This is a genomic window from Leclercia adecarboxylata (assembly GCF_006874705.1).
Taxonomy (GTDB): domain Bacteria; phylum Pseudomonadota; class Gammaproteobacteria; order Enterobacterales; family Enterobacteriaceae; genus Enterobacter; species Enterobacter adecarboxylatus_C.
Genome location: NZ_CP035382.1, coordinates 3,076,365 through 3,096,658 on the forward strand (window position 1 = coordinate 3,076,365; position 20,294 = coordinate 3,096,658).

Sequence of the window (20,294 nt, forward strand, 5' to 3'; positions counted from 1 at the left end):
TCCTTTTTCAGAGAATAATGCGCATCAGCAGCATGGCTAAGAAGGCGTTGATAACCGAGATGGCGATCATCAGCGGAATACGGGTGGCACGGGTGCCAATCACCCCGAGGATGCGCCCGAGGTACTGCACCTGGGAGCCCATCAGGTAGATGGCCGGAGCGAGGATCGCTAGGTGCTCGCCGGTAAGAATGCCTTTATCAAACAGGCCGATGGCGACGCCAATACCGCCGCCCATCGACATCCAGCCGCCGATCAGCACCGCGGCGGCTTCTCCCGGCAGGCCAAACAGCCCCATCAGCGGGGCGAATATCATTCCCAGTCCTTTTAACGCGCCGGTTATCTCCAGCGCTTTGATGATGATAAAGGCCATCACCACGTTTGGTAGGGTGCTGCTGGTGGCAATGCCCCAGCCCTTGCGGGCGCCTTCGACAAAGACGTCGGTAATAACAGGATTTGCGTTCGGGGCGCTCATCAGGCTTCTCCTTTTGCCGGGGCGGTGACGGGGGCTTTATTCTGGAATCTGACAACCAGGCGCATCATATTGGCACCGACAATTTTCATGATGAACATCACCGCGATGCAGGCTCCGATGGAGGTCGGCACTGCCGCCGTGCCGTCGATAGCCACCAGGGTGAAGAGGATCGCGCCGGAGGAGAAGAAGTTGGTGATCATCGCCCCGGCCGAGAACTGAAACATGGCGAAGACATCTTTTTCGTTCTCGCTGATCTGCCCCTCGTCGGCGAGGTTGCGGGTCAGGGACGCGCCCACATCGGTGCTTTGCAGGCTGCCGATCAGCGCCAGGCCGGTGGTGCCCGGGATGCCCAGCAGCGGCCGCAGTAGCGGGGTTAGCAGCTTGCGCGCGGCACGCAGGGCGCCGTAATGCTCCAGCACGTTGATCATGCCGAGGGCAAACATCACCGCCGGGATCAGCCCGAGGGCAAACAGAAAACCATCCATCGCGCCGCTGCCACCGGTGCCGCGAAAGGCGCTGGTGGCGGTGGTTAAGGTGCCCTCGTTAAGACTCGCTTTACTGACCACCTTGCCAAACGCGCCGTTCAGCGTGGTGAAATCAAACACGCCGTACCACTCTTTACCGCCTAACAGGCCGGAGAAAAATACTGCTGCAAACGCCAGTGCGAAATACGCGCCGGGGCCCACCTTATACTCCTCAGGGTGTAAACTTTTCATATCCTTTTCCTTGTTAAAATAGTGTCCTGCAAGGCTATTCTGGTGATAAAACCCATAAAAAAACTGATGTAAATCATCCTGTAAACGCAGATACGGGAAAAATTGCCTGAATTGTGAACTGGATAAGGCACGGAAAGCGGGTGAAAGTGATCGGCTTAACAATGTTATGTAAATGACTGGTTGGATGTCTGTTTTTACGTGTAGTTGAGTTGTTAAATCTTAAGCGAGTGTTATAGATACAAAATGTAACATCTCTCTTCTGCGATGATGGAAACCATATCATGAACAACTCAGGGAAATACCTCATCTGGGCAGGGCTCTCCGTGGTGGGCGCCTTTGCGCTGGGCTATATCGCCCTCAACCGCGGTGAACAGATCAATGCGCTGTGGATTGTGGTCGCAGCGGTCTGTATCTATCTGATTGCCTACCGTTTTTACGGTAAATTTATCGCTCGCAACGTGCTCTCCGTCGACCCGACGCGCATGACGCCGGCGGTGCGGCATAACGATGGTCTGGACTATGTCCCGACCGACAAAAAGGTGCTGTTTGGCCACCACTTTGCGGCGATTGCCGGAGCCGGACCGCTGGTGGGGCCAGTGCTGGCCGCGCAGATGGGCTATCTCCCGGGGATGATCTGGATCCTCGCCGGGGTGGTGCTGGCCGGGGCAGTGCAGGACTTTATGGTGCTGTTCGTCTCCACCCGCCGCGACGGGCGCTCGCTCGGCGAGCTGGTGAAAGAGGAGATGGGGCCTACCGCCGGGGTAATTGCCCTGGTGGCCTGTTTCATGATCATGGTGATTATCCTTGCGGTGCTGGCGATGATTGTGGTGAAAGCCCTGACCCACAGCCCGTGGGGGACTTACACCGTGGCCTTTACCATTCCGCTGGCGATCTTCATGGGGATCTACATTCGCTACCTGCGCCCGGGCCGCATTGGTGAAGTGTCGGTGATTGGCCTGTTCTTCCTGGTGTTCGCCATTATCTCCGGCGGCTGGGTGGCCGAGAGTCCAACCTGGGCCCCGTACTTTGACTATACCGGCGTGCAGCTGACCTGGATGCTGGTGGGCTATGGCTTTGTGGCCGCGGTACTCCCGGTGTGGCTGCTGCTGGCCCCGCGCGACTACCTCTCCACCTTCCTGAAAATCGGCACCATCGTCGGGCTGGCGATTGGCATTCTGATTATGCGCCCGACCCTGACCATGCCTGCGGTAACTAAGTTTATCGACGGCACCGGTCCGGTCTGGTCCGGCAACATGTTCCCGTTCCTGTTTATCACCATCGCCTGTGGCGCAGTCTCTGGCTTCCATGCCCTGATCGCCTCCGGCACCACGCCGAAGATGCTGGCTAATGAAAATCAGGCCTGCTTTATCGGCTACGGCGGCATGCTGATGGAGTCCTTTGTTGCCATCATGGCGCTGGTGTCGGCCTGTATTATCGATCCCGGCGTTTACTTCGCGATGAACAGCCCGATTGCGGTGCTGGCACCGGCCGGTACGGCGGACGTGGTGGCCTCTGCGGCCCAGGTGGTGAGCGGCTGGGGCTTTGCCATTACCCCGGATACCCTGACCCAGATCGCCAACGAAGTGGGCGAGCAGTCGATTATCTCCCGTGCGGGCGGTGCGCCGACCCTGGCGGTGGGGATGGCCTACATTCTGCACGGCGCGCTGGGCGGCCTGATGGATGTATCGTTCTGGTATCACTTTGCGATCCTGTTTGAAGCCCTGTTTATCCTGACGGCGGTGGATGCGGGAACCCGTGCGGCGCGCTTTATGCTGCAGGATCTGCTGGGGGTGATTTCTCCGGGGCTGAAGCGCACCGAGTCGCTGCCGGCCAACCTGCTGGCGACCGCGCTGTGCGTGCTGGCGTGGGGTTACTTCCTGCATCAGGGGGTGGTGGATCCGCTGGGGGGCATCAACACCCTGTGGCCACTGTTCGGTATCGCTAACCAGATGCTGGCCGGTATGGCGCTGATGCTCTGCGCGGTGGTGCTGTTCAAGATGAAACGTCAGCGTTACGCCTGGGTGGCCCTGGTGCCAACGGCGTGGCTGCTGATCTGTACCCTGACCGCCGGCTGGCAGAAAGCCTTCAGCCCGGATGCGAAAGTGGGCTTCCTCGCCATCGCCAACAAGTTCCAGGCGTTGATCGACAGCGGTAAGATCCCTGCGCAGTACACCGAGTCGCAGCTGTCACAGCTGGTGTTTAACAACCGTCTCGATGCCGGGTTGACCATCTTCTTTATGGTGGTGGTTGTGGTGCTGGCGCTGTATTCTCTGAAGACCGCCCTGGCCGCCCTGAAACAGGACAAGCCAACGGCGAAAGAGACGCCGTATCAGCCGATGCCTGCCAACTATGAAGAGATTGTGACCCAGGCGAAAAGTGCCCATTAAAGGCAATGCCGGGTGGCGCTAGCGCTTACCCGGCCTACATTTCCAGTGAGATGAGCGATATGTTCGACACCCTATCTAAAGCAGGTAAGTACTTAGGCCAGGCGGCAAAAATGATGATCGGCGTGCCGGACTACGACAACTACGTTGAGCATATGCGCGTCAACCATCCTGACCAGACCCCGATGACCTACGAAGAATTTTTCCGCGATCGCCAGGACGCCCGCTACGGCGCCAAAGGCGGGGCGAAGTGCTGTTAACCCTCTTTCGGCAGATACAGGCTGATCTGCTCCTGCGTGCAGCCGTAAATGGCCGCCAGTTTTTCACGGGTGCGTTTTTGCGGGCGGGAGTCGACGGCTTCCAGCTGTGACACGGCGGACTGGCTGATGCCCAGCTTGTCGGCTACCTCCTGTTGCGATAAGCCGCGCAGGATGCGCCAGGCGGCCTGCAGGCTGACCTGTTCATAAGTCATAATGCGGCAGACATCTTCGGGTAAACCAACATGATCATAGATGTCGGTTTCGCTATCGATTTTCTCCCATTCTTCTTCATTTTCATCATCATATTCCGCCAGTTGCAGTTGCATACGGAAGTACTCGTCGTAAGGAATAACGACATATTGCGGCTTACCTTCGTCATCATTGATCATTTGTACAGCCATAGAGAGTGTTCTCCTCATGCAGATAAGTGGTGGACGTTCTTCGCTTGACGGCCACGATGTAGCAAACATCCCGCGACTCTCCCTGGAAAATGAAGATCACCCGGTAATCTCCAGTCCGTAAGCGATAATAATCCTCACCCATATCGAGTTTTTTAATATCAGGACGCGGCGCATTTCTGTCATTGATTGCCGCCATTTTCTCTTCAATTCGCGTCTGGTAGCGCTTATCTATCTTTGCCAGATCGCGTTTAGCGGTTCTTGACCACACAATCTTCATCCGTACCTCCACTGTACGCCCACACGAAATATAAGGAAATAATAAGACTATTAGATAAATTCCGAATTACTTATGAGGTACTGTAGGACGGGGATCGGGGCGGAAAAAGCGGCAAAAAACGGATTGTCGAGGCGGGTCGAAAACGCCTCTGCCAGGCGGCAGAGGCGTACATAAGATCTGCGAGCGGGCGTCAGGCGTTCAGCCCACCGTCCACGTCCAGCCCGGTGCCGGAGATCTGCCCGGCTGCAGGGCTGGCAAGGAAGGTGACCGCGGCGGCGATATCTTCCGGCTGGCCGTAGTGCCCGGTGGCAATAAGCTGGCGCTGCGATGCGGCCTGCACGCCATCCTCCGGGTTCATATCGCTATTGGTGGGACCGGGGTGGACCAGATTGACGGTGATGCCGCGCGGCCCGAGGTCACGTGCCAGCCCACGGGTCAGAGAGTTGAGCGCCGATTTGGTCATTGAAGAGACCGCGATACCCGGCTGGGCGACGCGGTTGGCCAGACAGCTGCCGATGTTGATGATCCGTCCGCCGTCGGACATATGCACCAGCGCGGCCTGGATAGCGATCACCACCCCGCGAATATTGACGTTAATCAGGGCATCAATGTCCGCCAGGGTCATGGACTCCAGTTCACCGCCGCGCGCAATCCCGGCGTTATTGACCAGAATATCGAGCCCGCCCAGGGTGCGCGCCGCATGGGTGACGGCATTCTGAATGGCCTCGGCGCTGGCTCTGTCGGCCTGAACCGCCTCGCTGAGGCGTCCCATCGCCGTAATTTCATCGGCAACGGCCTGGGCCTTATCGGCGGATTTCTCATAGGTGATAACCACATCGGCACCCGCCCGGGCCAGCGACAGCGCAATAGCACGGCCCAAACCCCGGCTGGCACCGGTAACCAGCGCCTTCTTACCTGTTAAATCGATCTGCATGATGACCTCAACTCAAGAGTGATGAGAACCATCCTTATGTATAGAAGGCGTGTGTCCGGCGTCAATCCGCCGGGCGGCTGAGGTTTTCCACTTTCTCAAACGCGGCGCGCAGGATCGCTGGCGTCAGGGCGATCGGCAGGGCATGGATCGACTCCACAGGGCGCAGGGTATGGGCAATAACCTTGTCCAGCTCGTCGCGGTTGTGGATATCCACCTCCAGCTCGCGCAGGGTGGTGGGCAGGTTAAAGCGCTGATACGCCGCGACCAGTTCGCGCAGCACCGCGTCCTGGCCGAGCAGGGCGCTCTGCACCAGAATGCCGTAGGCCACCTTGGTGCCGTGGAGGAACTGCGCGGTCTGCGGCAGCACCGTTAAGCCGTTATGCACCGCATGCGCCGCCGCCACGCGGGTGTAGCGTTCTCCCAGCCCGCCCACCATGCCGCCGCCGGCGATAATGGCATCCACCACGTCATGAAATTCACGGGTGACCTCGCGGCGCGTCTGGTCGGCCAGCGCCTGCTCGCTGTGTTCCAGCAGCACGTCGCGGATCGCCAGCGCGCCGTTGATCCCGAGCCTGACCGTCAGCGGTAGCTGCTCGGGCTGCGGGGCCAGCACCACCGCTTCATACCATTTTGCCAGGGTATCGCCGATCCCCGCCAGCAGGTACTCCGCCGGGGCGTTAAGCACGATTTCCGGCTCGACCAGCACCAGATAGTTGGCATCGTCAAAGATCTCAAAGTGCAGCGCCTGCCCGGCATCGTTGTACCACACCGACAGCGGAGTCCAGGCGGCGCAGGTGGCGGCGATGGTTGGAATGGCAACCACCGGCAGGCCCAGACGACGGGCCACCGCTTTGGCGGTATCCAGCAGCGCGCCGCCGCCGACGCCAATCACTACGCTGCGGTTATCGCCAGCATCCTGCACGAGCTGGTTCACATCGTGTTCGCTGCAGTGGCCTTTAAACAGCAGATGTTTGGCTCCCTTTGTATTGAAACTTTCGGGCAGGAACGGGCGCGCACCGGCAAGGGCGCGTTCGCCGTAGATCCATACCGCCCGGGAGAGCTGCTCCGGAGTGAAAAATGCGTTCAGGCGGGCAAGGGCCCCGCGGTGGGAGTAATAGTTGGCCGGGCCGGGAACGACGCGGATATCGGTGTTGCTCATGATGGTGTCCTTTTTACGAAGCGCTAACCCGATGTTATGGCTAGACATCCAGATGGCTAATACTATTTTGCTTTATCTTATGCTTTTTCCTTCGTTGCCAGCCAGTCCCGGCTGTGAAAAATTCCATAAATCAAAAGATTAATGATAAGGGATCGCAGCGAATGTCAACCAGTCGCCTCGAGATGCGCGGCATCAGCCTGGCTTTTTCTGGCTTTCAGGCATTGTCGCGCGTCGATTTCACACTGACGGGCGGATCGGTACACGCGCTCACGGGCGCGAACGGCGCCGGTAAATCGACCCTGATGGCGGTGCTGTGCGGCACGCACGCGCGCTATGAAGGCGAAATCAGCATCAATCACCAGCTTGTCACTATTCGCGAGCCGGTGGATGCCAAACGGCTGGGCATCCATCTGGTGCAGCAGGAGGTGGACGTAGCGCTGATCCCCGGCCTGAGCATTGCGGAAAACATCATGCTCGATCATCTGGCGCAGCCGGGGCACCGCTTCCACTGGGGAAAACTGCGCGAGCAGGCCCGGCAGGCGCTGGCGCAGCTGGACGTCTCCCTCGACGTGCGGCGCGCTATCGACAGCTGCACCCTGGCGGAAAAGCAGCAGATCCTGCTGGCGCGGGCGCTCTCTCATCACTGCCGGTTTTTAATTCTGGATGAACCCACCGCGCCGCTGGACGCCCACGAGAGCGAGCGGCTGTTTACCGTGGTGCGACGCCTGCAGCAGCAGGGGATCGGGGTGGTGTTTATCTCCCACCGCATCCACGAGCTGAAGGCGATCTGCGACACCTTAACGGTGCTGCGCGACGGCAAGCTGATCGAGTCCGGCCCGATGGCGGACCTCAGCGGCGAAGCGATCGTCGAGAAGATGCTCGGCCACGAGCTGAGCGATATCTACCCCCCTGCGCGTCCTCCTCACAGCGGCGAAACCCTGCTGCGCGTGGAGGGGTTGCATGACGAAGGGCTGCTGAAGGATATCTCCCTGCACCTGCGCAAGGGCGAAATTCTGGGCATCGCCGGGCTGGCGGGAGCCGGGAAAACCGAACTCTGCAAGGCGCTGTTTGGCGCCAGTAAAAGCCAGGTGGCAAAAGGCGAACTGAACCAAAAGCCCTGGAAACCGCGTGACCCGGCGGATTCGGTCCTGCGTGGGCTGGCGCTGGTGCCGGAAGAGCGGCGCAAAGAGGGCATCTTTATCGATGAGCCGGTGAGCATGAACCTGGCGGTGTCAGCGGATAACAGCTTTTCGCGCTGGAGCCTGTTCGGGCATCGCCAGGCGTGGCGCTGGGCTGAAGAGGTGATCGCCCGGGTGGGCGTGCGCACCCGCGGGCCGGGGCAGGTACTGCGCCGTCTGTCGGGTGGTAACCAGCAGAAGGTGGCGATTGGCAAATGGCTGCGCGGCAACGCCCAGGTGCTGATCTTCGACGAGCCCACTAAAGGGGTGGACGTGAAGGCCAAAACCGATCTGTTCCAGCTGATTGACGGCCTGGCGCGGGAAGGCAAAGGGGTGATTTATGCCTCGGGGGAATTTGCCGAGCTGGTGGGCCTGTGCGACCGCATCTGCGTGCTGTGGGACGGGCGCATCGTGGCGGAGCTCGAGGGGGCAACCGCCCGCGAAGAGACATTACTTTATTATTCAACCGGAGGAACGGCGTCGTGAGCAAGGCCCTTTCAGTGACGGCGGCGGCGTCTGGCCGTCAGCAAATTTTCGATTTTCTCTACAAATGGGGCATGTTGCTGACGGTGGTCGCGCTGGTGGCCATTTTCGGCGTGGCGTCAGAGAACTTCCTCGATCCCAACAACATCATCAACATTCTGCGCTCTATCGCCATCGTGACGGTAATTGCCATCGGCGTCTCCATCTCGCTGACCATTGGCGGGTTTGACCTCTCTGTCGGCTCTACCGCGTCGCTGGCAAATGCCCTGGTGATCTCGCTGTTTGTCTGGCACGGCTTCGGCACCACCGAATCCATTCTGATCACCCTGGCGCTCTGCACCCTGGTGGGGCTGTTTAACGCCTTCCTGATCGTCATCCTGCGCATTCCCGACATGCTCGCCACCCTCGCCAGCCTGTTTGTGATCCAGGGCGTGGCGATGACTTACAGCTACGGCGGGTCGATCACCGAAAACATGGTGCTGCCGAGCGGCGACATGGCGGAAGGGACCATCCCGGCAGCGTTTGGCGCGCTGGGGCAGGTGCCGACCATCGTCATCATTATGCTGGCGGTGACGCTGCTGGCGCAGCTGGGACTATCCCTGACCACCCACGGTCGCCGTATGTACGCCATTGGCGGCAACCCGGAAGCGGCGCGCCTGTCCGGCATTCGCACCACCCGCTATAAAGTGGCGGCCTACGTGATTGCTTCGCTGCTGGCGGGCCTTGGCGGCATTCTGCTGGCCTCGCGCATTGGCTCCTCGCAGGTGAATGCCGGCGGCGGTTATCTGATGGATGCGGTGGCGGCGGCGTGGATCGGCTTCTCGTTCGCCGGCTCCGGCAAACCGAACGCGCTGGGCACCCTGGTGGGGGCGGTGATCCTTGGGGTGCTCTCCAACGGGCTGGTGATGCTCTCGGTGCCCTATTACGCAATGGACATTATAAAAGGGCTGGTGCTGGCGATTGCGCTGGCCATCACCTACGTACAAAAACGTTAACAACACGACGGGATAAAAAATGAAAAAAGTTGCACTTTCTTTGCTGACCCTGGGATTACTGAGTTCCCTGCCGGGCTATGCGGCGACGCCTGCGCCGGTTCCGGCGGCCATTGCCAACCATGACGGACAGATCCGCATCGCGGTGATCCGCAACCTCGGCTCGGACGACAACACTACCCAGTTTGTGGCCGGTGCGATTCAGGAAGGCAAAAAGCTCGGCTTTAAGGTCAGCACCTTTTTAAGCAACGGCGACGACGCCAAATTCCAGGACTTCGTTAACCAGGCGATCACCCAGAAATATGACGGCATTATCCTCTCCCAGGGACGCGATCCGTACTCCACCGCGCTGGTGAAAAAAGCCGTCGATGCCGGGATCAAGGTGGCGGTGTTCGATACCGCAGTGAACGGGGAGATCCCCGGCGTAACCGTGACCCAGCAGGATGACGCCTCCCTGACCAACCTCTCGTTTGGCCAGCTGGTGAAAGATTTCAACGGTAAGGCCAACATCATCAAGCTGTGGGTCGCCGGCTTCCCGCCGATGGAGCGTCGTCAGACCGCCTACCAGGAACTGCTGAAGCAGAACCCGGGCATCAAGGAGCTGGAGTCCATCGGCGCGGTCTCCTCAGACGTGCAGGGCGATACTGCCAACAAAGTGGGCGCGGTGCTGGCGAAATACCCGAAAGGCAAGATCGACGCTATCTGGGGCACCTGGGACGCCTTCAGCCAGGGCGCCTATAAAGCGTTGAAAGAGAACGGCCGCACCGAGATCAAACTCTACAGCATCGACATCTCCAACCAGGATCTACAGCTGATGCGTGAAGCGGGCAGCCCGTGGGTGGTGAGCGTGGCGGTGGATCCGAAGCTGATTGGCGCCACCAACGTGCGTCTCATTGCCAACAAGATTGCCGGTGAAGCAACGCCTGCAACCTATGACTTTAAGGCGGCCGCTATTCCGCAGGCGCTGCTGTCGTCCCAGCCGGGCGCGGTGAACGTGGCATCATTAGGGAAAATCATCCCGGGCTGGGGCCAGACCGAAGACTTTATCGCCCCGTGGTTCGCGACGTTAGAAGCGAAGGCAAAATAATGCCCGGTGGCGCTGCGCTTACCGGGCCTACGGTTTTGTAGGCCGGGTAAGGCGCAGCCGCCACCCGGCGAAAGGCTCGATATGACTTCTCAACTACCCACCCCCGAATACAGCCGCAATATGCGCTTAATTGGCCACAGCGACCAGGGCGGACGCCCGGACGGCGTACAGCTGATGGTGCATCGCGGCTTTGCCTATATCGGCCATATGGTGTCCCAGGGCTTTTCGATCGTCGACGTGCGCGACCCGAAAAACCCGAGGGCTGCGGGCTATGTTCCTGCGCCGCCGGGCACCTGGAACGTGCATCTCCAGGCCCACGACGACCTGCTGCTGGTGATCAACGCCCGGGATCTGTTTGCCGATGTCCGCTTTGCTGACGAAAAGGTCTACTACACCCGTCAGGTGGGGGAGACGGTCAGCGACGTGCAGGACAGAGGCTGGAGCGCCGGGCTGCGCGTCTTTGATATCTCCACCCCGGATAAACCGCGGGAAATCAGCTTCCTGTCGCTGAGTGGTATCGGCATTCACCGCATCTGGTACGTGGGCGGCCGCTGGGCCTATGTCTCGGCGCTGATCGACGGCTTTACCGATTACATCTTCCTGACCATCGATCTGGCGGATCCGCGCAAGCCGGAAGTCGCCGGGCGCTGGTGGCTGCCGGGGATGAACCAGGCGGCAGGAGAAACGCCCGAGTGGCCGGAGGGCAAACGCTATGCCCTGCATCACGCGATTATCAATGGGGATACCGCCTACGGTAGCTGGCGCGACGGCGGCCTGACCCTGCTGGACGTAAAGGATCGCAGCCAGCCGAAACTGATCGCCCATCGCAACTGGAGCCCGCCGTTTGGCGGCGGCACCCACACCGCGCTGCCGCTGCCGGACCGGGACCTGCTGGTGGTGCTGGACGAAGCGGTGCTCGACAATCAGGAGGACGGCGAGAAGCTGATTTGGCTGTTTGATATTCGCGAGCCGTCGAACCCGGTGAGTATTGCCACCTTCCCACAGCCGAACGAGCGGGATTACGTGGCGAAAGGGGCGCACTTCGGGCCGCACAACCTGCACGAAAACCGCCCGGGCAGCTTTGTCAGCTCAACGTTGATTTTTGCCACGTATCAGAATGCGGGGGTGCGCGCGTACGACATTTCGAACCCGTATCGCCCGGTAGAGACCGCCGCGCTGGTGCCCGCCGCACCGGAGAAGATGATGGATACCCGGCCCAACCGCCCGCAGGTGATCCAGTCCTGCGATGTGTTTGTGGATGCGCAGGGGATTATTTACAGCACGGATTATAACGGCGGGTTGTCGGTGATTGAGTATTTGGGGTGAGGGGACCGGTTTTGTAGGCCGGGTAAGGCGAAGCCGCCACCCGGCAAACAGGTCGCACGCAACTTAACTGTACTGACGCACCCTTGCCACCAGTTCATCCACGCTGTCGATACGGTCAGCAATCACAATCAACGCCTTACCGAGGGTAATGGCGTGGCGCAGGCATTCGTGGCGCATCTCGTCATCGCGAATGGTATCGATATCCGCCACGTGCGACAGGCCCACGCTGCGGCGGATCAGTTCGGTGCCGCAGAAGCCAATCGCGTCCTGCCAGACCTTCTTCAGAAACGCGCTGGCATAGCCCGGCACGCCGAGCGCCGCATCGCGGGATTTTTCCGCGGCCAGGGCCTGGAAACGTTCCGCGAAGGTGGTCCACAGCTGCTGGATATCGATCAGGCGCTGCTCGCGACCGGCCGCCGCGTCGCGGATGCCGAGGTGGCCCGGCAGGCCGCAGAAGTTAAGCAGCAGGTTGCCGATCGCCGTGCCGATATCAAACCCAATCGGGCCGAAATAACCGAACTCCGCGTCAATCGCCTTCAGGCTGCCGTCGGCGACAAAAATTGAGCCGCTGTGGATGTCGCCGTGCAGCAGCGCTTCGGCCTGGGAGAAGAAGCGGTGTTTCAAGGCGGCGACGGCAATCTTCAGCTGATCGTCATTGCGCAGAGCGGCGACATCGTTTTCCAGCGCCGCCGGGTAGTTATTGCGCTCGTGGATCTGGTACGGGTCGTTGAAGAACAAATCCTCGGTGATCTCGCACATCTCCGGGTTGATGAACTGCGCTACCTGCGCCTTTTTGGCGTGCGGATGGAGGTAAAAATCGCTGGTGTGGAACAGGGTATGGGCCAGGTATTCCCCCAGCTGGCGTGCCGCCTGGGGATAATAAACGTTATTGATCAGCTCGCCGCGCCAGATCTTATGGCTTGAGAGATCTTCCATCACCATTACCGCCAGCGCCGGGTCAAAGTGGTGGATTTTCACCGTGTGCTGCGGGCTGTGCTGATAGTGCTCCACCAGGGTTTGCGCTTCGAGACGGGCGCGGTCCAGCGTCAGCGGCCAGGACTCTCCCACGCAGCGCACGTAGGGCAGGGCCTGCTTAACGATAATGCGGCTTACGCCTTCGCTGTCGAAAATTTTGAATACCAGATTGAGGTTGCCGTCGCCCACCTCCTGCGCCTCCACCAGTGACGATGGGTTTTCGAGGCCGCCAAACTGTTGGGCGTAGGCCACGGCGTCCTGAGCGGTAAAGGTACGGTATTGCGACATTGCCAGTTCCTCATCTGTTCCGGTAATAAAGACATTTAGACGTCTATACATCTGAATTTTATCCTGACACAATGTGCTACAACAACGCAACAGAGAATTAACGACATGCAGAGATTACAGACGACCAGCCTGCGGGTGACGGAAAATCAGCTATTTATTCTCGACCAACAGGCGCTTCCGCAGGAGAAACGCTGGCTGGATGCGTCCACGGTTGACGCGCTGGTGGGGCATATTCACGCCCTGCGCGTGCGGGGGGCGCCGCTGATTGGTCTCTCTGCCAGCCTGCTGTTAGCGCTGCTGGCGGAAAACGGCCACCGCCGGGATCGGCTGGCGGCGGCGCTGGAAACGTTGCGGGCCTCGCGCCCGACGGCGGTAAACCTGATGAACAATCTCGACCGTATGAAGCAGGCGCTGTGGCAGGAAGATTATGTCCCGGCGCTGGTGGCCGAGGCGCTGCGTCTGATCGACGAAGACAAGCGGCTCTGTGATGCCATCGCGCAGGCGGGAAGCCAGCTGGTGAAGCCGGGTAGCCGCCTGCTGACCCACTGCAATACCGGCGGGCTGGCGACGGCGGGTGTCGGCACCGCGCTGGGAGTGATTGCTCTTGCGCATCAGCAGGGCAACGTCAGCAACGTCTGGGTGGATGAAACCCGTCCGCTGTTGCAGGGCGGCAGATTAACCGCCTGGGAGCTGGGCGAGCTGGGTGTGCCCTATCAGTTGATTACCGATTCGATGGCCGCCAGCCTGATGGCCAAAGGCCAGGTGGACGCGGTATGGGTCGGGGCAGACAGGATTGCCGCCAACGGCGATGTGGCGAACAAAATCGGCACCTATTCCCTGGCGGTGCTGGCGAAATTCCACGGTATTCCGTTTTACGTGGCGGCACCGCAAACCACCCTCGATCCAGCGTGCCCGAACGGTGACGCTATCCCGATTGAGCAGCGCGATGCCCGGGAAGTGACCGGCGTGGCAGGGAGTTTTGGCGCGGTGCAGTGGGCGCCGCTTGATGCGAGGGTCTATAATCCGGCGTTCGACGTCACGCCTGCGGCGCTGATTAGCGGCTGGGTGCTGGATAGCGGGGTGGTGCTGCCGGAAGATGTGGAAGAAGGGATTTTTCGCAGCGGTGCGGTCTGAGTAATGCCGGGTGGCGGCTTCGCCTTACCCGGCCTACAACACCTGGTTTGTCGGCCCGTGCAAGCGCAGCGCCGCCGGGCAGGGCAGGGTGCCTACGGCAATCGTGGATACGCATCCGCAATCGCATCGCCCGTGAACTGCGCCACCCAGCCTTCCGGGTTATCGAAAATACGAATGGCGGTAAAGTTCGGCTCGGAACCCATATCAAACCAGTGCGGCGTGCCGGCGGGCACCGAGATCAGATCGTTTTTCTCGCACAGCACCTGATACACCTGGTCATCAATGTGCAGGCAGAACAGCCCGGCACCTTCGACAAAGAAACGCACTTCATCTTCACCGTGGGTATGTTCATTGAGAAACTTCGCGCGCAGGGCCTCTTTTTGCGGGTTGTCCGCCCGCAGGCTGATCACATCCCAGCTCTGGTAGCCTTTCTCTGCCACCAGCCTGTCGATGGCGTGCTGATAGGCATTAATCACTGCGTCAGCAGTCGGATCGCGGCCTAAATCGCGGTCGGCTTCCCAGCGTTCAAATCGGACGCCACGGGCATTCAGCTGCTGCTGGATCGCCTCAGGGTCGGTGCTGTGCCACTGCGGCTCGCGGGCTTCTTTATCTGAAAAAATGGTCAATGCGCTCATGAAGGGATCTGCTCCGGATTAATGTCGTCGAACTGGTGCACCTGATGATGATGGCTGGCGCCGTCGTCATCGCCGCGAATCAATTGCAGGGTGCGAAAACCCGCCTGTTCCGCGGCGTCCAGCTCCTGATGGATATCCGACAGGAACAGGATCTGCGAGGGCGCAAGGTTAATCTGTGCCGCAATAGTCTGATACGACTGCACATCGCGCTTGGCGCCGATGTGGGTATCGAAATAGCCGCTGAACAGATGAGTAATATCACCTTCGTCGCTGTAGCCAAATAACAGTTTTTGCGCTGCCACGGACCCCGATGAATAAACATACAAATCAATGCCCTGCGACTTCCATTTTTCCAGCGAAGGGAGAACGTCAGGGTAGAGATGACCGGTAAAGTCGCCGTTGACGTAGCCATCCTGCCAGATGATCCCCTGCAGCGCTTTCAGGGCTGTCGATTTGCGGTCTTCGTCCATAAAGGCGAACAGGGTGTCGATCAGATCGCGGGTGCTGGCCTGCGGCTCGGCAATCTCTTCACGCAGATTGTCCAGAATGGTGTTGACCGGTTCAGCATACTGCTGGGCGGTGACAAAGGCCGCCAGCCGCTCGCGCGCGTAGGGGAACAGGACATTATGGACAAAACGAATATCGCTGGTGGTGCCTTCAATATCCGTCACAATCGCGCGAATCATACTCTCTCCAGTTGTCGTAAACGCATCTCGCACTCGAACAAAAATTCGAGGCCTTCAAGGTGACGCCGGGCCTCTGCCACGTCGCGTCCCCAGCAGGTTAAGCCATGACCGCGCAGAAGAAAACCATAATTAAGCGGACGTTCCTGAGCGTAATGGGCAATGCGGGAGGCCAGGGCGTCGATGTCCTGGTCGTTGTCGAACACGGCGATCGGCACGGTATCAAGATGGCTGGTCTGGCCGCTGAGGGATTTCTGCATTTCAAAGCCGCTGATATGTAGCTCCGGCGCTTTGACCAGTCGCGACAGCACCGTGGCGTTGACGGTGTGGACATGCAGCACCGCGTTGGCCTCGGGGAAGAGGCGATAGACCAGGGTATGCAGGCCGGTTTCCGCCGAAGGTTTCCGCCCGGAGGGGGCGCGGTTGGTGGCAATCTCAACCTGCAGAAAGTCATCGGGGGTCAGGCTGCCTTTGTCTTTGCCGGATTCGCTGAGCCAGCACCAGCTGGCGTCCTGACGTACGGACATGTTGCCGCCGGTGGCGGGGGCCCAGCCCTTTGCGCCGATCCAGTGACAGGCCTCGACCAGGGATGTGAGTTGCAGGTTGTCTGTCATCCTTCTTACCTCTTCGGCAGGAATATCATTATGGTTTAGACGTCTAAGCGTCTTGATTGCCAAATACTAACATCGTGTTATAGTGGCAGCAACATATGTATTACATACAGGCCCGTCGAAATGAGTAATAAACCCTTGATTCCAGAGAGTAAACTTCCAGGTCTCGGCACCACCATCTTTACGCAGATGAGTGCCCTGGCGCAGCAGCACAAGGCGATTAATCTGTCGCAGGGTTTTCCTGATTTCAATGGCCCAGACTATCTGCAACAGCGGCTGGCTCACCATGTGGCGAACGGCGCTAACCAGTACGCGCCTATGACCGGGGCCCAGCCGCTGCGCGAGGCGATTGCCGATAAAACCGCCGAACTGTATGGCTATCAACCGGATGCAAACAGTGAGATCACCGTGACCGCAGGGGCGACCGAAGCGCTGTACGCGGCGATCACCGCCCTGGTACGGACCGGCGATGAGGTGATCTGCTTTGATCCGAGCTACGACAGCTATGCCCCGGCAATTGAATTGTCGGGCGGCGTAGTCAAGCGGGTGGCGCTCCAGCCGCCGCATTTCCGCCCGGACTGGCAGGCCTTTGCGGCATTGCTGAGCGAGAAAACCCGGCTGGTCATTTTGAATACCCCGCATAACCCGTCGGCGACGGTATGGCAGCAGGCAGATTTCGCCGCGCTCTGGCAGGCCATTGCCGAACGTGAGATTTATGTTCTGAGCGATGAGGTGTACGAGCACATCTGCTTTGTTGAGGCGGGGCATGCCAGCGTGCTGGCCCATCCGCAGCTGCGCGAGCGGGCGATTGCCGTCTCCTCGTTCGGGAAAACCTTCCACATGACCGGCTGGAAAGTGGGCTACTGCGTGGCACCTGCGGCCATTAGCGCCGAGCTGCGTAAGGTGCATCAGTTCCTCACCTTTGCGGTCAATACCCCGGCCCAGCTGGCGATTGCCGATATGCTGCGCAATCAGCCGGAACATTACCGTGAACTGCCTGACTTTTATCGCGCCCGCCGGGATCTGTTTATCGAGGCCCTGAGCGCCAGCCGGCTGGAGATTTTACCCTGCGAAGGGACCTATTTCCTGCTGGCTGACTACAGCGCCATTTCCGATCTCGATGACGTCAGTTTTTGCCAGTGGTTAACCAAAGAGGTGGGGGTGGCGGCCATCCCGCTATCGGTATTCTGTGCCGACGCGTTCCCGCACAAGCTTATTCGACTCTGCTTTGCCAAACAGGAAACCACGCTGCTGGCGGCGGCGGAACGGCTGAAAAAACTATAACGAAATATGTTGAAACCGACATAATTTAATACGCAGATTTATTAAATAACGTCTGCGTATTTATTTGACGGGAATATTAACAAATAATTATATTTCTCCGTCGGGTTTTCTTAGTCATATTGAAAATCTTCATTGCTGATTTGCTCAATGAAATTCGAAAATACTGTGCTAGTTAATGCAGTGCGGTTATACATCATGTAGACATCCGCGGCGGGTAACGTAACGGGAGCATCAATTTTTTTCAACTTAAAGGCATCACGATACTTTTCGTATACCGCTTCAGGAACAAAGCCCAATAAATTAGAGGAGCTGATCATTGTAATGAGCGAGAAAAATGAGTCGCAGCGAAAGGCAATTTTCCTCTCCGGGAAAGCGCTTTCTGCCTGTGCCTGAAAGCTTTTTACGCCCGGCTCTTCGCTCATAAATAAAGTATATTTTTCATTGCTCAACTCTTCCAGCGTTGCCGCGTCGCCTATGCGAGGGTGAGCTTCACGGCACACAATCACCATCGGTAAATGGATAAAGTGGGAGCAGACAATAGAGCGGTTGGAGACGGAAGCGAATGAGAAGACCAGATCGGCTTTACGGTAGGCTAACAGATCTTCTGCCGAGTCGACAGACAGCAGCATGTCATGAAATTCGACCTCATAGTTATGCTCCCGCATCAACAGCTTCATCGAGCCGATCATCCGGTTTTGCGTCAGAACCTGCGGGCAGTAGATAACAAAGTTCTTCTTCAGCGCCGAGCCGTGCATGATGTTAATCGTCTGCTCGATCTGGTTCAGATTCTGTTCAAGATGTTTATGTAAATTGACGCCTACCGTGGTCGGGGAGATGCCTTTACCGGAGCGGATAAACAGCGGGTCGTTCAGCTGATTACGCAGCCGTTGCAGAGACTGGCTTACCGCAGAAGGGGTAATAAAGAGCGTCTCCGCTGCCTTGCTGATACTGAGATGCTGATAAATGCACTCAAAAATTACCAGCAGATTAAGGTCAAATTTTTTCAGATCGTAGAGATTAGCCATGATTCGTCCTGATTAGCTGTCTGAATAGTGTTATCACATACAGGATAACTATAGAAGTAAGTTAGCCATTCACCATCCATTTGATCGGATAACTTAACTGATTTTAAATTTCAACTTAATATATCATGGCTGTAGATTAATGAAATAAAAGCCCAGCAATTACTACAATAATTTTGTCCTTAAAAAGGCGGGCGGAATTATTGCTATTCCGCCGCCGTTCAGGTATTACGGCGTTCCCATCATCATATTAAGTTGTTCTTTATCCGGTAATCCGACAACCTGCTGTAATTCATTCTGGTTATTCATGTAATACAGCGCGGGGGTGGCCTCTGCGCCAAGATCGTCCATGATCGACTGATTATCTTTCAACGTTTTAATTAGGGCAGGAGACGGGGTCTGCGGCACCTTAAGCGCCATTTTTCCGCCAGATTGTTCGTAGTCATGCCAGCTTTTCGCCGGATCCTTTGCGGCGAGAATGGCCGCTGCCGCGCCGGTGCTTTCAGGCTTGATAACCCCTACCAGCAACGTACGTAGCTGCACCTTGCCTGACTCGACCCACGGACGCGCCTGCTGCCAGAATTGCAGGCAGTAAGGGCAGTAAGGATCGGCGAAAACATAGATCACCCGCGGGGCGTCTTTGTTCCCCTCAAGCAGCCAGTGGGCCTTCTCCATACGCTGCCAGAGTTCGCGTCCGGCAGGCGCGTACAGCTCTTGCTGGATCACCTGCTCGCTCAGGTTTTTGCCTTGCTCATCGTACATGTACCCGGAAATGGCATGTTTGCCATCCGGCGTCAGGTAGATGGTGACCCCCATGTCCTGATACTTGCCCAGCCAGCCCTTCATGCCGCCGGGCGCCTCAAAGGATTTGATAATGGTGATACCTTGTTTTTCAACGGCTTTTACCGGGGCCGGTAACTCTTCGGCATGGACGACGAAGGGGAATAACGCGAGGAGCAGGGCGGGTCTTAACATGATTAATCCTTAAAAAATCAATACCAAAGAACGGGTTCGGTAAAACCTATCGCAATCATAGGTATTTTTACCCTGTCAGCCAATTGCCCTTTCTGTGGGTGGGTGGTGTAATCCACTTCGCTGTTACGACCTTGCTAAAGGTAATGTAGAGCGCAACACATCGCCAGCTTCGGCTGGCACTGATGTTACCCTCGGGTAGCTCAGGTATCAGGGCCGCCGTCAAGGCGGCCTTTTTACTTTGCAGCATCCAACCGGGTTGTTAGGTATTGCTGATTGATTTGATAAAGCAAACGCATTAGCCCGTTCGGGCAAAGTTGGTTACCTTAGCTCTCAACGAAAACACGGAGGAAGTACAGATGTCTTTAATTAACACCAAAATCAAACCTTTCAAAAACCAGGCGTTCAAAAACGGCGACTTCGTAGAGATCACCGAGAAAGATACCGAAGGCCGCTGGAGCGTGTTCTTCTTCTACCCGGCTGACTTTACTTTCGTCTGCCCGACCGAACTGGGTGACGTTGCAGATCACTACGAAGAACTGCAGAAGCTGGGCGTAGACGTTTACTCTGTCTCTACCGACACCCACTTCACCCACAAAGCGTGGCACAGCAGCTCTGAAACCATCGCTAAAATCAAATACGCGATGATCGGTGACCCGACTGGCGCCCTGACCCGTAACTTTGAAAACATGCGTGAAGACGAAGGTCTGGCCGACCGCGGCACCTTTATCGTTGACCCGCAGGGCATCATCCAGGCCATCGAAGTTACCGCTGAAGGTATTGGCCGTGACGCATCCGATCTGCTGCGCAAAATCAAAGCGGCACAGTATGTTGCTTCTCACCCAGGCGAAGTGTGCCCGGCGAAATGGAAAGAAGGCGACGCGACTCTGGCTCCATCTCTGGACCTGGTTGGTAAAATTTAAGTCCACAATGCCCGGCGGCGCTGCGCTTGCACGGGCCTACAACACCGTAGGCCGGGTAAACGAAGTGCCACCCGGCAATCAATGGGCGCATCTGCGCC

The 20,294-nt window shown here is 58.1% G+C and carries 21 protein-coding genes; 9 read left to right on the forward strand and 12 right to left on the reverse strand.

The genetic code is table 11. From position 1 onward, the window contains the following. Window positions 1-7: 7 nt before the first annotated feature. Window positions 8-472, reverse strand: coding sequence for a YjiG family protein (locus ES815_RS15575; protein ID WP_142488614.1), 465 nt, complete (start codon window positions 470-472; stop codon window positions 8-10). Further along, window positions 472-1,188 carry a nucleoside recognition domain-containing protein gene (locus tag ES815_RS15580; protein WP_142488616.1) on the reverse strand — a complete coding sequence of 239 codons (717 nt, stop codon included), beginning with the start codon at window positions 1,186-1,188 and terminating at the stop codon, window positions 472-474. Before ES815_RS15580 ends, ES815_RS15575 begins: the two co-directional genes overlap by 1 nt. A 281-nt stretch (window positions 1,189-1,469) precedes the next feature. On the opposite strand from ES815_RS15580, the gene cstA reads away from it, so the two are divergent. After that, the gene (gene cstA, locus ES815_RS15585; protein WP_142488618.1) at window positions 1,470-3,575 is read left to right on the forward strand and encodes a pyruvate/proton symporter CstA; all 2,106 of its coding nucleotides are present in this window, start codon (window positions 1,470-1,472) and stop codon (window positions 3,573-3,575) included. A 59-nt stretch (window positions 3,576-3,634) separates the two neighbouring features. Then, on the forward strand, window positions 3,635-3,832 hold the full coding sequence (locus ES815_RS15590; protein WP_142488620.1) for a YbdD/YjiX family protein: 198 nt from the start codon (window positions 3,635-3,637) through the stop codon (window positions 3,830-3,832). Here the strand turns inward: ES815_RS15590 and ES815_RS15595 are convergent. The 4 genes from ES815_RS15595 to ES815_RS15610 all read right to left on the reverse strand — a co-directional run bounded on the left by ES815_RS15595 (window position 3,829) and on the right by ES815_RS15610 (window position 6,603). Continuing rightward, window positions 3,829-4,233, reverse strand: a complete 405-nt coding sequence (locus ES815_RS15595) for a helix-turn-helix domain-containing protein (RefSeq protein WP_142488622.1) — start codon at window positions 4,231-4,233, stop codon at window positions 3,829-3,831. The two genes, ES815_RS15590 and ES815_RS15595, sit on opposite strands and share 4 nt — an antisense overlap. Continuing rightward, window positions 4,211-4,510: a type II toxin-antitoxin system RelE family toxin gene (locus ES815_RS15600; RefSeq protein WP_142488624.1), complete on the reverse strand. Its 300-nt coding sequence runs from the start codon at window positions 4,508-4,510 to the stop codon at window positions 4,211-4,213. Before ES815_RS15600 ends, ES815_RS15595 begins: the two co-directional genes overlap by 23 nt. Window positions 4,511-4,700: 190 nt before the next feature. Continuing rightward, window positions 4,701-5,444: an SDR family NAD(P)-dependent oxidoreductase gene (locus tag ES815_RS15605; RefSeq protein WP_142488626.1), complete on the reverse strand. Its 744-nt coding sequence runs from the start codon at window positions 5,442-5,444 to the stop codon at window positions 4,701-4,703. 61 nt (window positions 5,445-5,505) lie between these two features. Further along, the gene (locus tag ES815_RS15610; protein WP_142488628.1) at window positions 5,506-6,603 is read right to left on the reverse strand and encodes an oxidoreductase; all 1,098 of its coding nucleotides are present in this window, start codon (window positions 6,601-6,603) and stop codon (window positions 5,506-5,508) included. Window positions 6,604-6,764: 161 nt separating this feature from the next. Between ES815_RS15610 and ES815_RS15615 the strand changes: the two genes are divergently transcribed. The 4 genes from ES815_RS15615 (at window position 6,765) to ES815_RS15630 (ending at window position 11,669) form a co-directional block, all read left to right on the forward strand. Continuing rightward, window positions 6,765-8,267: a sugar ABC transporter ATP-binding protein gene (locus ES815_RS15615; RefSeq protein WP_142488630.1), complete on the forward strand. Its 1,503-nt coding sequence runs from the start codon at window positions 6,765-6,767 to the stop codon at window positions 8,265-8,267. Then, a complete protein-coding gene (locus tag ES815_RS15620) occupies window positions 8,264-9,259 on the forward strand; it encodes an ABC transporter permease (RefSeq protein WP_142488632.1) in 996 nt (331 codons plus the stop codon). Before ES815_RS15615 ends, ES815_RS15620 begins: the two co-directional genes overlap by 4 nt. Window positions 9,260-9,278: 19 nt before the next feature. Continuing rightward, on the forward strand, window positions 9,279-10,343 hold the full coding sequence (locus ES815_RS15625; RefSeq protein WP_142488634.1) for a sugar ABC transporter substrate-binding protein: 1,065 nt from the start codon (window positions 9,279-9,281) through the stop codon (window positions 10,341-10,343). An 81-nt stretch (window positions 10,344-10,424) separates the two neighbouring features. Further along, a complete protein-coding gene (locus ES815_RS15630; protein WP_142488636.1) occupies window positions 10,425-11,669 on the forward strand; it encodes an LVIVD repeat-containing protein in 1,245 nt (414 codons plus the stop codon). Between the two features lie 63 nt (window positions 11,670-11,732). Here ES815_RS15630 and mtnK read toward each other — a convergent pair whose 3' ends face one another. Further along, window positions 11,733-12,932, reverse strand: coding sequence for an S-methyl-5-thioribose kinase (gene mtnK, locus ES815_RS15635; protein ID WP_142488638.1), 1,200 nt, complete (start codon window positions 12,930-12,932; stop codon window positions 11,733-11,735). A gap of 105 nt (window positions 12,933-13,037) precedes the next feature. Between mtnK and mtnA the strand changes: the two genes are divergently transcribed. Further along, window positions 13,038-14,066 (forward strand): S-methyl-5-thioribose-1-phosphate isomerase, encoded by a 1,029-nt coding sequence (mtnA, locus tag ES815_RS15640; RefSeq protein WP_142488640.1) that lies wholly within the window; start codon window positions 13,038-13,040, stop codon window positions 14,064-14,066. Between the two features lie 92 nt (window positions 14,067-14,158). On the opposite strand, the gene ES815_RS15645 is transcribed toward mtnA, so the two are convergent. From ES815_RS15645 to ES815_RS15655, 3 genes are read right to left on the reverse strand one after another with little or no spacing between them, the layout of a single operon-like run. Then, entirely contained in the window at window positions 14,159-14,701 is a 543-nt protein-coding gene (locus ES815_RS15645) for an acireductone dioxygenase (RefSeq protein ID WP_142488641.1), read from the reverse strand. After that, on the reverse strand, window positions 14,698-15,387 hold the full coding sequence (mtnC, locus tag ES815_RS15650; protein ID WP_142488643.1) for an acireductone synthase: 690 nt from the start codon (window positions 15,385-15,387) through the stop codon (window positions 14,698-14,700). Before mtnC ends, ES815_RS15645 begins: the two co-directional genes overlap by 4 nt. Next, window positions 15,384-15,998: a methylthioribulose 1-phosphate dehydratase gene (locus ES815_RS15655; RefSeq protein ID WP_142488645.1), complete on the reverse strand. Its 615-nt coding sequence runs from the start codon at window positions 15,996-15,998 to the stop codon at window positions 15,384-15,386. The genes mtnC and ES815_RS15655 overlap by 4 nt, the downstream gene beginning before the upstream one ends. Before the next feature lie 120 nt (window positions 15,999-16,118). On the opposite strand from ES815_RS15655, the gene ES815_RS15660 reads away from it, so the two are divergent. Beyond that, entirely contained in the window at window positions 16,119-17,279 is a 1,161-nt protein-coding gene (locus ES815_RS15660) for a pyridoxal phosphate-dependent aminotransferase (RefSeq protein WP_142488647.1), read from the forward strand. 110 nt (window positions 17,280-17,389) lie between these two features. Here ES815_RS15660 and citR read toward each other — a convergent pair whose 3' ends face one another. Both citR and dsbG read right to left on the reverse strand, forming a co-directional pair. Then, window positions 17,390-18,304 carry a DNA-binding transcriptional repressor CitR gene (gene citR, locus ES815_RS15665; RefSeq protein ID WP_142488648.1) on the reverse strand — a complete coding sequence of 305 codons (915 nt, stop codon included), beginning with the start codon at window positions 18,302-18,304 and terminating at the stop codon, window positions 17,390-17,392. 225 nt (window positions 18,305-18,529) lie between these two features. Beyond that, complete coding sequence (dsbG, locus tag ES815_RS15670) at window positions 18,530-19,276, reverse strand: thiol:disulfide interchange protein DsbG (protein WP_142488649.1); 747 nt, start codon at window positions 19,274-19,276, stop codon at window positions 18,530-18,532. A gap of 356 nt (window positions 19,277-19,632) precedes the next feature. Here dsbG and ahpC point away from each other — a divergent pair, with 356 nt between their 5' ends. Continuing rightward, window positions 19,633-20,196 (forward strand): alkyl hydroperoxide reductase subunit C, encoded by a 564-nt coding sequence (gene ahpC, locus ES815_RS15675; protein WP_032617008.1) that lies wholly within the window; start codon window positions 19,633-19,635, stop codon window positions 20,194-20,196. The last annotated feature ends 98 nt before the right edge of the window (window positions 20,197-20,294 follow it).

What these genes read in the sequence shown, in the direction of transcription:
- ES815_RS15575 (WP_142488614.1), bottom strand. Translation starts at nt 472, where the DNA reads ATGAGCGCCCCGAACGCAAATCCTGTTATTACCGACGTCTTTGTCGAA.
- ES815_RS15580 (WP_142488616.1), bottom strand. Translation starts at nt 1,188, where the DNA reads ATGAAAAGTTTACACCCTGAGGAGTATAAGGTGGGCCCCGGCGCGTAT.
- cstA (WP_142488618.1), top strand. Translation starts at nt 1,470, where the DNA reads ATGAACAACTCAGGGAAATACCTCATCTGGGCAGGGCTCTCCGTGGTG.
- ES815_RS15590 (WP_142488620.1), top strand. Translation starts at nt 3,635, where the DNA reads ATGTTCGACACCCTATCTAAAGCAGGTAAGTACTTAGGCCAGGCGGCA.
- ES815_RS15595 (WP_142488622.1), bottom strand. Translation starts at nt 4,233, where the DNA reads ATGGCTGTACAAATGATCAATGATGACGAAGGTAAGCCGCAATATGTC.
- ES815_RS15600 (WP_142488624.1), bottom strand. Translation starts at nt 4,510, where the DNA reads ATGAAGATTGTGTGGTCAAGAACCGCTAAACGCGATCTGGCAAAGATA.
- ES815_RS15605 (WP_142488626.1), bottom strand. Translation starts at nt 5,444, where the DNA reads ATGCAGATCGATTTAACAGGTAAGAAGGCGCTGGTTACCGGTGCCAGC.
- ES815_RS15610 (WP_142488628.1), bottom strand. Translation starts at nt 6,603, where the DNA reads ATGAGCAACACCGATATCCGCGTCGTTCCCGGCCCGGCCAACTATTAC.
- ES815_RS15615 (WP_142488630.1), top strand. Translation starts at nt 6,765, where the DNA reads ATGTCAACCAGTCGCCTCGAGATGCGCGGCATCAGCCTGGCTTTTTCT.
- ES815_RS15625 (WP_142488634.1), top strand. Translation starts at nt 9,279, where the DNA reads ATGAAAAAAGTTGCACTTTCTTTGCTGACCCTGGGATTACTGAGTTCC.
- ES815_RS15630 (WP_142488636.1), top strand. Translation starts at nt 10,425, where the DNA reads ATGACTTCTCAACTACCCACCCCCGAATACAGCCGCAATATGCGCTTA.
- mtnK (WP_142488638.1), bottom strand. Translation starts at nt 12,932, where the DNA reads ATGTCGCAATACCGTACCTTTACCGCTCAGGACGCCGTGGCCTACGCC.
- mtnA (WP_142488640.1), top strand. Translation starts at nt 13,038, where the DNA reads ATGCAGAGATTACAGACGACCAGCCTGCGGGTGACGGAAAATCAGCTA.
- ES815_RS15645 (WP_142488641.1), bottom strand. Translation starts at nt 14,701, where the DNA reads ATGAGCGCATTGACCATTTTTTCAGATAAAGAAGCCCGCGAGCCGCAG.
- mtnC (WP_142488643.1), bottom strand. Translation starts at nt 15,387, where the DNA reads ATGATTCGCGCGATTGTGACGGATATTGAAGGCACCACCAGCGATATT.
- ES815_RS15655 (WP_142488645.1), bottom strand. Translation starts at nt 15,998, where the DNA reads ATGACAGACAACCTGCAACTCACATCCCTGGTCGAGGCCTGTCACTGG.
- ES815_RS15660 (WP_142488647.1), top strand. Translation starts at nt 16,119, where the DNA reads ATGAGTAATAAACCCTTGATTCCAGAGAGTAAACTTCCAGGTCTCGGC.
- citR (WP_142488648.1), bottom strand. Translation starts at nt 18,304, where the DNA reads ATGGCTAATCTCTACGATCTGAAAAAATTTGACCTTAATCTGCTGGTA.
- dsbG (WP_142488649.1), bottom strand. Translation starts at nt 19,276, where the DNA reads ATGTTAAGACCCGCCCTGCTCCTCGCGTTATTCCCCTTCGTCGTCCAT.
- ahpC (WP_032617008.1), top strand. Translation starts at nt 19,633, where the DNA reads ATGTCTTTAATTAACACCAAAATCAAACCTTTCAAAAACCAGGCGTTC.